The sequence below is a fragment of the Isoptericola sp. Y541 genome (assembly GCF_059445465.1).
The window spans coordinates 92,856-105,575 of the sequence record NZ_JCAIUJ010000002.1 but is presented as its reverse complement, the minus strand read 5'-3'; the positions used below and the strand labels follow the sequence as shown (position 1 = coordinate 105,575).

The window sequence follows — 12,720 nt, the reverse complement described above, 5'->3', positions numbered from 1 at the left end:
GTCCGTCATGATGACCTGCACGAACGTCCCGATGCCGATCAGGCCGGCACCGAACTCGAACGTGCAGGTGGAGCGGTTGAGGTGCGATCTGGGCTCCCGTGGACCAGCCGACGAACGTGGTGCGCAGCAAGGAGGCTGCCCTGACGGCGTCGATCGCCGGGCCGAACAGCCCGGAGTCAAGGACCTTGTCGGTGCTGGCGCTGCTCCTCGGGTCGGCGAGGACTGCCGCCACGATGCCCGGGCCGTCGGGCGAGGTGACTATCGCATTCGCGCCGGCCGTGATCGCGGACGCCACCCCCGAGACCTGGACGAAGAGCTCGCCGCCCTTGCGGGCGATGTCCCCGGGCCACTGGAAGGTCGCGCCGAGGGCAGTGTGCTCCCGCGGTCATCGCGGACCTCAACGGAGCGAGGCTCGATGCAGCGGCGCTCGCCGTCGCGCCCCGGCCATCAGCCGAAGTTCCAGATGTGACCGCCGAACACCGTGGCGCCACCCCCGAGGCCGACCCCGGCCCCGATCGCGAATCCGAGGAGGTGGAGGCCGTTGCCGTACCAGAAGGTCTGGAACGACAGCGAGATCCCGAGGTCGATCGACACCTTGAGACCGAACCACGTCGAAGTTCGTCTGCGAGGGCAGCTGGTTCGTGACCGCCGCGGCTGCTGCGCTGCTCGCCGATTACCGTGCCACGACGCGGGGGCGCCGTCGGGCGTCCGATCAGCAGGGCGGGTCGTCGCCTGGCATCGTGACGGTGTGCTGCTCGACGCCAGGACGCTGCGCGGGGTCGCCGACGGGACGGTCACGCACACCTACCGCCGCTGGACGGTGGTGCGGGTGCGCCCCGGGTCGGTGATGCGCACGCGCATCGGGGTGGTCGAGGTGACGTCCGTGGACCCGGTCGAGGCCGGGGCGATCGACGACGCCGACGCCCGCGCGGCGGGATTCCGCTCGGCGGACGCGGCGCGCGCCTGGGTCGAGCGCCGCGGGGAGGGCGAGCTGTACCGCGTCGGCCTGCGGCTGGCCGGTCCCGACCCCAGGGTCGCGCTCCGCGAGGACGCCGACCTGGACGACGAGGCCGTCGACGCCATCCGGACACGGCTCGCGCGCATGGACCGGGCGGCGTCGGAGCCCTGGACACGGACCTACCTGGAGCTGATCGCCGCGCAGCCCGCCGTCGTCGCGCGCACCCTCGGCGAGGGCCTGGGGATGGAGCGCGACGCCTTCAAGATCCGGGTGCGGCGGCTCAAGGAGCTCGGGCTCACCGAGAGCCTCGACGTCGGCTACCGCCTCTCCCCGCGCGGGCGGGCCTACCTGGCGGCGACCGCCGTGGAGCGCCCGGCCGCCCGCTGACGACGCGTCACGCCTCGAACCGGTACCCGGCGCCCGGATGGGTGAGGAGGTGGCGCGGGCTCCCTGGGTCGTCCTCGAGCTTGCGCCGCAGCTGCGCCGTGTAGACCCGCAGGTAGTTCGTCTCGGTGTCGTAGCCGGGGCCCCACACGTCCTGCAGGAGCTGCTTGCGCCCGACCATGCGCCCGCGGTGGCGCACCAGCACCTCGAGCAGCGCCCATTCGGTGGGTGTCAGGCGCACCTCGGCGCCGTCGCGCTCGACGGTCCGCCGAGCCAGGTCGATGCGCAGCCGTCCGGCGGTGACCACCGGGTCCGAGGAGGCCTCGGCGGGCCGCGCGCGCCGGACGGCCGCCCGCAGCCGCGCCAGCAGCTCGTTCATGGCGAACGGTTTGGTCACGTAGTCGTCGGCGCCGGCGTCCAGCGCGTCCACCTTGTCCTCGCCGAGCTGGCGCGCGGAGAGCACCACGATGGGCACCCTGCTCCACCCCCGGATCCCGGCGATGACGTCGAGGCCGGACACGTCGGGCAGACCGAGGTCCAGCACGATCACGTCCGGGTGCGCGGACGAGGCGGAGTCCAGTGCGGACGTGCCCGTCCCCGCGACCGTCACCTCCCAGCCGTGTGCGCGCAGGTTGATCGCCAGCGCCCGCGCCAGGCCGGCGTCGTCGTCGACCACCAGCACCCGGTTGCCCGGCCCTTCGGGCCCGGTCGTCACGACGCCCCGCCCGGCCCGTCGGTCACCGTGGCGGTCGCCCGCGGCACCGTCAGGACCATCGTGAGCCCGCCGCCGGGGGTGTCTTCCGCGGCGACGGACGCCCCGACGGCCCGGGCAAGGCCGTCGGCGACCGCGAGGCCGAGCCCGAGGCCCGTGCCAGTGTCGCCGAGGCGCTGGAAGGGCTGGAACATGGTCTCCTTCCGGTCGTCGGTGACGCCGGGCCCGGCGTCGGTCACCCGGACCTCGACGACGTCCGGGGCCGCGGACGCCGAGACACGCACGGGCGCACCGCGCGGCGAGTGTCGCACGGCGTTGGACACGAGGTTCGCCACGACGCGCTCCAGGAGCCCCGGGTCGGTGCGGACCAGCGGCAGGTCCTCGTGGACGTCGAGCCGAAGTGTGCCCAGCCACGGCTCCACCGCGAGCGGCACCACCTCCTCGAGCGACGCGGCGCGCAGCAGCGGGCGGACCGAGCCGGTCTGGAGCCGGGACAGGTCGAGCAGGTTGTCGATCAGCCGCTCGAGCCTTCCCGTCGACTCCCGGATCGTGGCCGTGAGCGCGTCCGTGTCCTCGGGGTCGAGCTCGACGTCGGTGGCCGCGAGCCCGTCCGCCGCGGTGCGGATCGCGGCCAGCGGCGTCCGCAGGTCGTGGGACACGGCGGCGAGCAGCGCCGTGCGGGTGGCCTCGGCGTGCTCGAGCTCGCGGGCGGCGGCCGCCTGCTCGCGCAGCCGGTGGTGCTCCAGCACGATCGCCGCCTGGCTGCCGAACGCCTCGACCACCTGCTGGTCGCTCGCGGGCAGCGCCCGACCGACGAGGACGAGGCGGCGGGTGTGGTCGATGCGTACCTCGCTCGAGCCGTCCGTGCCCGCCGTTCGGCCGGCGTGCGCGACGGTCTGCCAGGGCGCGCGGTCGTCCTGCCGTGCCTCTAGGCGCACCTCGTCGAGGCCGAAGGTCAGGGCGAGGCGCTGCACGATCGCTTGCGCCGTGTCCTCCCCGGCGAGCACCGACCGGGAGAGCGCGGCGAGGGTCGAGGCCTCGGCCCGGGACCGGTACGCCTGGACCGTCCGCCGCGCGGCGAGGTCCACGACGGACGCCACGGCGGCCGCGACCAGCACGAAGACGACCAGGGCCAGGAGGTTCTCGGGGTCGGCGACGGTGAGCATCCCGGTGGGCGCCGTGAAGAACCAGTTGAGGCAGACGAACGACACCACGGCGGCGACGACGGCGGGCCACAGCCCACCCACCAGGGCGACCGCGACCACCCCGGCGAGGAACAGGACGATCTCGGTCGGCAGCGACGCGGCGCGCGGTCCGAAGGCGAGGAACAGCCCCGTGAGCAGGCCGGGGACGGCGAGGGCCGCGGCCCACCCCCAGACGCGCCGGGTGCGGGACAGGGACGCCGTCCGCGACGGGAGCCGGGCGCCGCTGCGGGCGCGGTCGTGAGCGACCAGGTGCACGTCGATGCTGTCCGAGAGGCGAGCGATCTCGGTGCTGGACGACCCGAGCACGGCCTGCCGCCAGCGCGAGTGCCGGGACACGCCCACCACGATCATGGTCGCGTTCACGCCGCGGGCGAAGTCCACCACGGCGGACGGCACGTCCTCGCCCAGCACCGTGTGGAACGTGCCGTCGAGCGACTCGACCAGCGCGCGCTGGGCGGCGATCGCGGCGGGCGGGGCCGACGGCAGGCCGTCGGTCGGCAGCACGTGCACCGCCAGCAGCTCGGCCCCGGCGGCGCGCTGCGCGATCCGGGCCCCGCGCCGCAGCAGCGTCTCGCTCTCCTCCCCGCCCGTGACGGCCACGACGATCCGCTCCCGCGCGGGCCAGGTGCTCGCGATGTCGTGGTCGCTGCGGTACCGGGTCAGGGCGTCGTCGACCCGGTCGGCGAGCCACAGCAACGCCAGCTCACGCAGGGCCGTGAGGTTGCCCTCGCGGAAGAACTGGCGCAGCGATGCGTCGATCTGCTCCGGCCGGTAGACGTTGCCGTGCGCGAGCCGGCGGCGCAGCTGGTGGGGCGACAGGTCGACGAGCTGGATCTGGTCGGCGTCGCGCACCACCTGGTCGGGCACGGTCTCGTGCTGCCGCACCCCGGTGATCGCCTCGACGTCGTCCGTGAGGGACGCGAGGTGCTGCACGTTGACCGTCGTGACGACGTCGATCCCGGCGTCGAGCAGGTCGCGGACGTCCTGCCATCGCTTGGGGTGGGGCGAGCCGGGGGCATTGGTGTGTGCCAGCTCGTCGACGAGCACCACATCGGGCGCACGGCGCACGACCGCGTCGACGTCGAGCTCGGTGAGGGTGGTGCCGCGGTGGGTGACCCGGCGCCGCGGCACCGCCTCGAGCCCGCGCAGCTTGGCGGCCGTCGCCGCGCGGCCGTGCGTCTCGACCAGGCCCACGACGACGTCGGTCCCGCGCGCGCCGCGGCGCTCCGCCTCGTCGAGCATGGCAAACGTCTTGCCGACGCCGGGCGCGGCGCCGAGGTACACGGTGAGGCGGCCCCGACGAGCGGGAGTGGTCATGCGGGCATTCTCCGCCACCGGCCCGTCACCGGTCCGCGAGGGCCTGGTTCAGGCCGAGCACATCAACCCGCGGGTCGCCGAGCACGCCGAGCGCGCGGCCGCGGGTGTACTCGGCCACCAGGTCGCGGACCTCGTCCGGTCCGAGCCCCCGCGCCCGCGCCACCCGGTCCACCTGGATCGCGGCGTACTCCGGGCTGATGTGCGGGTCGAGGCCGGAGCCGGACGCCGTGACCGCGTCGGGCGGCACGTCGTCCTCGGCGACGCCCTCGGTGCTCGCGACCCGGGCGCGTCGTTCCTCGATCGCGGCGACGAGCTCGGGGCTCTCCGGGCCGAGGTTGGACCCCGCCGAGGCGAGGGTGTCGTAGCCGTCGCCCGCCGCCGAGGGACGCGGGTGGAACCACTCGTCGCCCTCGAACGGCTGCCCGACGAGGGCGGAGCCGGCGGCCTCGGAGCGGTCGCGGGTCGGGCTGCCGTCGGCCGTCACGAGCGAGCCGTCGGCGCGCCAGCCGAACAGGGCCTGGCCGACGCCGGTCACGGCGAGCGGGTAGGCGAGGCCGAGCAGGACGGTGAAGGCGAGCAGCATGCGCGCCCCGGCGAGCGTCTGCCGGGCGAGGGTGCCGCTCGTCGTGCGGGGCGCGCGGCCGGGACGGGACTTCGTGGCGGTCATGAGGTCCATGGGGTTCCTCCAGGGTGCCGGCGTCACAGGCCGGGGATCAGGGAGACGACGAGGTCGATGAGCTTGATGCCGGCGAACGGCGCCACCAGGCCGCCGACGCCGAAGACCCAGAGGTTGCGGCGCAGCAGGGCCGACGCCGACGACGGGCGGTAGCGCACCCCGCGCAGGGCCAGCGGCACGAGCACGAGGATGATGAGGGCGTTGAAGGCGACCGCCGAGAGGATCGCCGACCGGGGCGAGCTCAGGTGCATCACGTTGAGCACCGCGAGCTGCGGGAACAGCCCGGAGAACATCGCCGGCAGGATCGCGAAGTACTTCGCGATGTCGTTCGCCACCGAGAACGTCGTCAGCGCGCCGCGCGTGATGAGCAGCTGCTTGCCGATCTCCACGATCTCGATCAGCTTGGTGGGGTCGGAGTCGAGGTCGACCATGTTGCCGGCCTCCTTCGCGGCCGACGTGCCTGACGCCATCGCCACCCCGACGTCGGACTGCGCGAGCGCGGGGGCGTCGTTGGTGCCGTCGCCGGCCATCGCGACGAGCCGCCCACCCTCCTGCTCCCGGCGGATCAGCGCCAGCTTGTCCTCCGGCGTCGCCTCGGCGAGCACGTCGTCCACGCCCGCCTCGTCGGCGATGGCCTGCGCCGTGACGGCGTTGTCGCCCGTGACCATCACGGTGCGGATCCCCATCGCGCGCAGCTCGTCGAAGCGCGCGCGCATGCCCTCCTTGACGACGTCCTTGAGGTGCACGACGCCGAGCACTCGCGCGGGCGCGTCACCGGCCTGCTCGGCCACGACGAGCGGCGTGCCGCCCGCGCGCGAGACGGCGTCGACGTGCGCGGCGAGCTCGGCCGCCTCGCCGTCCGGCACCCGGGCGCCGGTGCTGCCCACCCAGCGGCGCACCGCCGACGCGGCCCCCTTGCGGAGGCGGCGGGCGGCGTGGCCCCCGCCGGGCAGGTCGACCCCGGGCAGGTCGACCCCGGACATGCGGGTCTGGGCGCTGAACGCGACCAGCTGCGCGCCGGCCGGGAGCGCCGCGCCGCCGGTCGTGCGGGCGACGGCGTCGACGAGGTCGACGATGCTGCGGCCCTCGGGCGTCTCGTCCGCGAGGGAGGCGAGCCGCGCGGCGGCGGCGAGGTCGGCCTCGGGCGTCCCACCGACCGGCAGGAGGGCCGCCGCCCGCCGGTTGCCGTAGGTGATGGTGCCGGTCTTGTCGAGGAGCAGCACGTCGACGTCGCCGGCGGCCTCGACCGCGCGACCCGACATGGCGAGCACGTTGCGCTGCACCAGCCGGTCCATGCCGGCGATGCCGATCGCGGAGAGCAGGGCGCCGATCGTCGTCGGGATGAGGCACACCAGCAGCGCGACGAGGACGAGCACGTCCTGGCGCGAGCCGCTGTAGACCGCGAACGGCTGCAGCGTGGCCGCCGCGAGGACGAACACCGCGGTGAGCGAGGTGAGCAGCAGGTTGAGCGCCACCTCGTTCGGGGTGCGCTGCCGCTCGCTGCCCTCCACGAGGGCGATCATGCGGTCCACGAAGCTCTGCCCGGGGGGCGTGCTGATCCGCACGGCGATGCGGTCGGAGAGCACCACGGTGCCGCCCGTCACGGCGCACCGGTCGCCGCCGGACTCGCGGATCACCGGCGCCGACTCGCCTGTGATGGCGGACTCGTCGACCGAGGCGACGCCGTCGACCACGTCGCCGTCGCCCGGGATCGTCTCGCCCGCGACGACCACGACGGTGTCGCCCACCCGGAGCTCGCCCGACGGGACCTCTGCGGTGGGCAGGTCCCAGTGCCCGGTCCCGGCCGCGAGGGTGTTGTCCTGCGGGGCGAGCACCTTGCGGGCCGTCGTCCGGCGCTGGGTGGCTCGCAGCGACGAGGCCTGGGCGCGGCCGCGGGCCTCGGCGATCGACTCGGCCAGCGCGGCGAACAGCACCGTGGCCCAGAGCCACAGGGTGACGCACCAGGCGAACACGCTCGGGGCCGCGACGGCGAGCACCGTGGTCGCGGCTGCGCCGACCTCGACCACGAGCAGGACGGGGGTGTGCCGCAGCGCGCGCGGGTCCATCCCGCGCAGTGCGCCCGGCAGCGCGGCGCGGACCTGGGTCGGGGTGAGCGAGCGCCCGGGCCCCCTGCGCGGGGGACGGGAGCGGCCGGCGCCGTCGGGGGTGACGGCCGCCGGGCTGAGGGTGGTGTGGGTCATGACAGGGACTCCGCGACAGGGCCGAGGGACAGGACGGGGATGAAGGTGAGGCCGACGACGACGAGCGCGACCGTCGCGACCAGGCCCACGAAGAGGGGCTGGTGCGTGGGCAGCGTGCCGGCGGACGCCGGCACGCCGCGCTGCGAGGCCAGACGACCCGCGAGTGCGAGGACGAGGGCGATCGGCACGAACCGGCCGGCGAGCATCGCCAGCCCGAGCATCGTGTTGTAGAAGGGCGTGCCGGACGTGAGGCCGCCGAAGGCGGACCCGTTGTTGTTCCCGGCCGACGCGAACGCGTAGAGGACCTCGGACAGGCCGTGCGGCCCGGGCTCCTGGATGCCGGCGAGGCCCGGCTCGACAGACACGGCGACCGCCGTGCCGACCAACACGATCGCCGGGGTGGCCAGCACGTACAGGGCGACCAGCGTCATCTCGCCGCGGCCGATGTTCTTGCCGAGGTACTCGGGGGTGCGGCCCACCATGAGCCCGGCGACGAAGACGGCCAGGATCGCGAGGACCAGCATCCCGTACAGCCCGGAGCCCGCGCCGCCGGGTGCGACCTCGCCGAGCAGCATGTCGAAGAGCACCACGCCCCCGCCGGGGGCGGTGAACGAGTCGTGCATCGCGTTGACGGCGCCCGTCGAGGTGCCGGTGGTCGCGACCGCGAACAGGGCGCTCGCGGCGAGCCCGAACCGGGTCTCCTTGCCCTCCGTGGCAGCGCCCGCGGCCTGCGGTGCCGACCCCGGGCCGGCGAGCTCCGCCCAGGTAGTGAGGGCGACGGCGACGAGCAGGAGGCCCACCATCGCGCCGAGGATCGCCCAACCCTGGCGCCGGTCGCCCACGAGGAGCCCGAAGGTGCGGGGGAGGGCCGTGGGAATCAGGAGGATGAGGAAGATCTCCAGCAGGTTGGTCCACGGGTTGGGGTTCTCCAGCGGGTGGGCCGAGTTGGCGTTGAAGAACCCGCCGCCGTTGGTGCCGAGCTCCTTGATGGCCTCCTGCGAGGCGACCGGGCCGCCGAGCAGGTGCTGCGTGCCGCCGTCGAGCGTCGTGACCGCCGTGTGCGGGTCGAGGTTCTGGATCACGCCGCTCGCTACCAGTACCAGCGCCGCGACGCACGAGATCGGCAGCAGGATCCGCACGACAGAGCGGGTGAGGTCGGCCCAGAAGTTGCCGATCCGGGCGTCGGTCCCGGACCGGACGAAGCCGCGCACCAGCGCGATCGCCACGGAGATGCCGACGGCCGCCGAGACGAAGTTCTGCACGGCGAGGCCGGCCATCTGCAGCAGGTGACCCGCGGCCGCCTCGCCGGAGTACCACTGCCAGTTCGTGTTGGTGGTGAAGCTGACGGCGGTGTTCCACGCGCCGGCGGGGTCGAGTCCGGTGAGGCCGAGGTTCCAGGGCAGGTGCTGCTGCAGTCGCCCCAGGGCGTACAGGGCCAGGACCGAGGCGAGGGAGAAGCCGAGCACGGACAGCAGGTAGGAACGCCAGTGCTGCGGCGCGTCGGGGTCGACGCGCACGGCGCGGTACCAGCCGCGCTCGAGCCGCGAGTGCCGCGGCGAGGAGTAGACGCGCGCCATGTACGCGCCGAGGGGCGTGTGCGCGGCGGCGAGCATCGCCAGGAGCAGCAGCAGCTGCCCGCCGGCGGCGAGGATCGTGGTGGTGGTCGGGCTCATCGGGTCGCCTCAGCGCTCCCGTCCGTCGCGCAGCAGCGCGACGAGGAGGTAGACGAGGGCGGCCAGCATGAGGCCGAGGAAGGTGGCGTCGACGGGCGTCATGCCGGCATCCGCCGGGTGACGAGGGCAACCGCGGCGAAGAACGCCACGGTGAGCAGGACGTAGAGAAGATCGCTCATAAGGCCCGGTCTAGTCGCGGCCGAGGCCCCCGACGGCGTCCTTGACGGAGCCTTGACGCCCCGGCCGCGAACGTTGACGGCCCGCTGACGACGGTGGTCGTCAGCGGCCGTCGACGAGCAGAAGCGGACCGGGGTCAGGCGGCGGGGCGGGCGCCTTCCACGGTCGTGCGCAGCGCGGCGATGTCGGTGCCGGCGTCACGCAGCGCGGCCTCGAGCACGCGGCCGCCGGGGCATTCGGCGCGCAGGATGCCGAGCAGCAGGTGGCCGCCGTCGATGCCCTTGTCCGCCAGGCGGATCGACTCGCGCAGGGAGAGCTCGAGGGCCTTCTTGGCGTCGGCGGCGAACGGGACGTGCTTGCCGCGGCGTGCCCGGTGCGTGCCGGCCCGCTCGAGCGCGCCGGCCCCGAAGACCTGGTCGGTGCGACGCCGCACCTCGTCGAGGTCGACGCCGACCGCGGCGAGGGCGTCGGCGTCGAGCGTCTCGCCCGCGGTGACGTCGCGCCGGGCACGCGCGGCGACGTCGGCGGGGTCGAGGCCCGCGGCGCGGAGCGCCGCCGACGCCTGCCCGGTGGACTCGGCGAGCGCCACCAGCAGGTGGCGGGTGTCGACCCTGGGGGAGCGTCGCTCCTGGGCGACGACGACGGCGTCGGTCACCGCCGCCCTCGCGTCCTTCGTGAACCTCTCGAACATCAGATCCTCCTGCCGTGCTTCTTGTGGACCGCCTGCTTGCTGACGCCGAGCGCGTCCGCGACGTCCTGCCACGACCAGCCGAGGTCCCGAGCCCGCTCCACCTGGAGCGTCTCGAGCCGGTCGGCGAGGTCGCGCAGCGCGCGGACGGCGCGCAGGCCTTCTGCGGGGTCGTCGCCGGCGGCGGACCCGGCGAGCGTCTTCTCGGTCATGCGTCAACCATGGTTGACGGACACCCGCGCGTCAACCCCTGTTGACGCAGCGAGTTGTCAGGACCAGGCGCAGGTATTCATGCGTGTGGCCCTGACAACTCCGCTGGCCCGAGGGGTGTCAGGGCCACGTGCAGGTATCCATGCGTGTGGCCCTGACAACTCGGCGGCTGTGGGATCGGTCACGGGTCTCGGGAATCCTGGGCGGGCGTCCCCGCCCGCATGCCGGGCGGACTACCCTGTTCGGGGATGTCTTGATGTCGAGACATCGTTCGTGCCGGCCCTTGCCGACCCAGGGGCACCACCGATGGAAGGACGCAGCAGGGTGGACCTGTTCGAATACCAGGCTCGCGACATCTTCGAGAAGCACGGCGTGCCCGTGCTCGGCGGCGTCGTCGCGACGACGCCCGAAGAGGCTCGCGCAGGTGCAGAGAAGCTCGGCGGCGGGACCGTCGTCGTCAAGGCCCAGGTGAAGGTCGGTGGCCGCGGCAAGGCCGGCGGCGTCAAGCTGGCCCACTCGCCGGCCGAGGCCGAGGAGAAGGCCACCGAGATCCTCGGGATGGACATCAAGGGCCACACCGTCCACCGCGTGATGGTGGCGCAGGGCGCCAAGATCGCCGAGGAGTTCTACTTCTCCGTGCTCCTGGACCGCTCCAACCGCAACTACCTCGCCATGTGCTCCGTCGAGGGCGGCGTGGAGATCGAGCAGCTCGCCGTCGAGCGGCCCGAGGCTCTCGCCCGCGTGGCCGTCGACCCGATTGTCGGCATCGACGAGGCCAAGGCCGCCGAGATCGTGGAGACCGCCGGCTTCGCCGACGACCTCAAGGCACCCGTCGCCGACGTCATCCGCAAGCTCTGGACCGTGTTCACGGCCGAGGACGCCACGCTCGTCGAGGTCAACCCGCTGGTCCGCACCGAGGACGGCGCGATCGTCGCCCTCGACGGCAAGGTCACCCTCGACGACAACGCTTCCGAGGTGCGCCACCCGGACCACGAGGCGCTCGAGGACAAGGCCGCGGCCGACCCGCTCGAGGCGAAGGCCAAGGAGAACGGCCTCAACTACGTCAAGCTCGACGGCGAGGTCGGCATCATCGGCAACGGCGCGGGCCTCGTGATGAGCACGCTCGACGTCGTCGCGTACGCCGGCGAGGAGCACGGCGGCGTCAAGCCCGCCAACTTCCTCGACATCGGCGGCGGCGCGAACGCCACGGTCATGGCCAACGGCCTGGACGTCATCCTCAACGACCCGCAGGTCAAGTCCGTGTTCGTCAACGTCTTCGGCGGCATCACCGCCTGCGACGAGGTCGCCAAGGGCATCGTCGGCGCGCTGGAGATCCTCGGCGACGAGGCCACCAAGCCGCTCGTCGTGCGCCTCGACGGCAACAACGTGGACCTCGGCCGCGCGATCCTGCGCGAGGCGAACCACCCGCTCGTGACCCTCGCCGAGACCATGGACGGCGGCGCCGACAAGGCCGCCGAGCTGGCCAACGCCTGACCCGCCTCCGGACCGCAGAGAGCAGAGACTAGAAGAGCCATGTCGATCTACCTCAACAAGGACTCGAAGATCATCGTCCAGGGCATCACCGGCGGGATGGGTGCCAAGCACACCGCCCTGATGCTCGACTCCGGCGCGCAGATCGTGGGCGGCGTCAACGCCCGCAAGGCCGGCACCACCGTGACCCACAAGGACCACGAGGGCAACGACGTCACCCTGCCGGTGTTCGGCACCGTCAAGGAGGCCATGGCGGAGACGGGCGCGGACGTGTCCGTGCTCTTCGTGCCGCCGGCCTTCACCAAGGACGCCGCCCTCGAGGCCGTCGACGCCGAGATGCCGCTCATCGTCGTCATCACCGAGGGTGTGCCGGTGCAGGACTCGGCCGAGGTCTGGGCCTACCTGCAGGGCAAGAAGACTCGGATGATCGGCCCGAACTGCCCGGGCGTCATCACGCCTGGCGAGTCGCTCGCCGGCATCACCCCGCACACCATCACCGGCAAGGGCCCGATCGGGCTCGTGTCGAAGTCGGGCACCCTGACCTACCAGATGATGTACGAGCTGAAGGACCTCGGGTTCTCCACCGCCATCGGCATCGGCGGCGACCCGGTCATCGGCACCACGCACATCGACGCGCTCGAGGCCTTCGAGAACGACCCGGAGACCAAGGCGATCGTCATGATCGGCGAGATCGGCGGCGACGCCGAGGAGCGCGCCGCGGCCTACATCGCCGAGCACGTCACGAAGCCGGTCGTCGGCTACGTCGCCGGCTTCACCGCCCCCGAGGGCAAGACGATGGGCCACGCCGGCGCCATCGTCTCCGGCTCGGCCGGCACCGCGCAGGCCAAGAAGGAGGCCCTCGAGGCGGTGGGCGTCAAGGTCGGCAAGACGCCGTCCGAGACCGCCGAGCTCATGCGCGAGATCCTGCAGTCGCTCTGACCATCCGCCGGTCGAGCTTGTCGAGACCCCTCGCCGGTTGAGCCTGGCGACACCCTCGCCGGTTGAGCCTGTCGAAACCACGCCCTGGT

General features: G+C 73.5%; 11 protein-coding genes. 3 read left to right on the top strand and 8 right to left on the bottom strand.

Annotated features, from left to right (window positions below):
* Positions 1–447 precede the first annotated feature (447 nt).
* Positions 448–594 carry a hypothetical protein gene (locus tag AC1C2V_RS05205; RefSeq protein WP_495388531.1) on the bottom strand — a complete coding sequence of 49 codons (147 nt, stop codon included), beginning with the start codon at positions 592–594 and terminating at the stop codon, positions 448–450.
* Positions 595–748: 154 nt separating this feature from the next.
* On the opposite strand from AC1C2V_RS05205, the gene AC1C2V_RS05200 reads away from it, so the two are divergent.
* Positions 749–1,345, top strand: a complete 597-nt coding sequence (locus tag AC1C2V_RS05200) for a hypothetical protein (RefSeq protein WP_495388530.1) — start codon at positions 749–751, stop codon at positions 1,343–1,345.
* Positions 1,346–1,352: 7 nt separating this feature from the next.
* On the opposite strand, the gene AC1C2V_RS05195 is transcribed toward AC1C2V_RS05200, so the two are convergent.
* The 7 genes from AC1C2V_RS05195 to AC1C2V_RS05165 form a co-directional block, all read right to left on the bottom strand.
* The gene (locus AC1C2V_RS05195) at positions 1,353–2,057 is read right to left on the bottom strand and encodes a response regulator (RefSeq protein WP_495388529.1); all 705 of its coding nucleotides are present in this window, start codon (positions 2,055–2,057) and stop codon (positions 1,353–1,355) included.
* The gene (locus AC1C2V_RS05190) at positions 2,054–4,576 is read right to left on the bottom strand and encodes a DUF4118 domain-containing protein (RefSeq protein ID WP_495388528.1); all 2,523 of its coding nucleotides are present in this window, start codon (positions 4,574–4,576) and stop codon (positions 2,054–2,056) included. The genes AC1C2V_RS05195 and AC1C2V_RS05190 overlap by 4 nt, the downstream gene beginning before the upstream one ends.
* Positions 4,577–4,601: 25 nt before the next feature.
* Entirely contained in the window at positions 4,602–5,243 is a 642-nt protein-coding gene (gene kdpC / locus AC1C2V_RS05185; RefSeq protein ID WP_495389121.1) for a potassium-transporting ATPase subunit KdpC, read from the bottom strand.
* Between the two features lie 32 nt (positions 5,244–5,275).
* Positions 5,276–7,453 (bottom strand): potassium-transporting ATPase subunit KdpB, encoded by a 2,178-nt coding sequence (kdpB, locus tag AC1C2V_RS05180; RefSeq protein ID WP_495388527.1) that lies wholly within the window; start codon positions 7,451–7,453, stop codon positions 5,276–5,278.
* Complete coding sequence (gene kdpA / locus AC1C2V_RS05175) at positions 7,450–9,126, bottom strand: potassium-transporting ATPase subunit KdpA (RefSeq protein ID WP_495388526.1); 1,677 nt, start codon at positions 9,124–9,126, stop codon at positions 7,450–7,452. Before kdpA ends, kdpB begins: the two co-directional genes overlap by 4 nt.
* A gap of 313 nt (positions 9,127–9,439) precedes the next feature.
* Positions 9,440–9,994 carry a Clp protease N-terminal domain-containing protein gene (locus AC1C2V_RS05170; RefSeq protein WP_495388525.1) on the bottom strand — a complete coding sequence of 185 codons (555 nt, stop codon included), beginning with the start codon at positions 9,992–9,994 and terminating at the stop codon, positions 9,440–9,442.
* A complete protein-coding gene (locus AC1C2V_RS05165; RefSeq protein WP_495388524.1) occupies positions 9,994–10,203 on the bottom strand; it encodes an RNA polymerase subunit sigma-70 in 210 nt (69 codons plus the stop codon). Before AC1C2V_RS05165 ends, AC1C2V_RS05170 begins: the two co-directional genes overlap by 1 nt.
* Before the next feature lie 322 nt (positions 10,204–10,525).
* On the opposite strand from AC1C2V_RS05165, the gene sucC reads away from it, so the two are divergent.
* Positions 10,526–11,695, top strand: coding sequence for an ADP-forming succinate--CoA ligase subunit beta (gene sucC / locus AC1C2V_RS05160; protein ID WP_495388523.1), 1,170 nt, complete (start codon positions 10,526–10,528; stop codon positions 11,693–11,695).
* A gap of 39 nt (positions 11,696–11,734) precedes the next feature.
* Positions 11,735–12,631 (top strand): succinate--CoA ligase subunit alpha, encoded by an 897-nt coding sequence (gene sucD / locus AC1C2V_RS05155; protein ID WP_495388522.1) that lies wholly within the window; start codon positions 11,735–11,737, stop codon positions 12,629–12,631.
* Positions 12,632–12,720 lie beyond the last annotated feature (89 nt).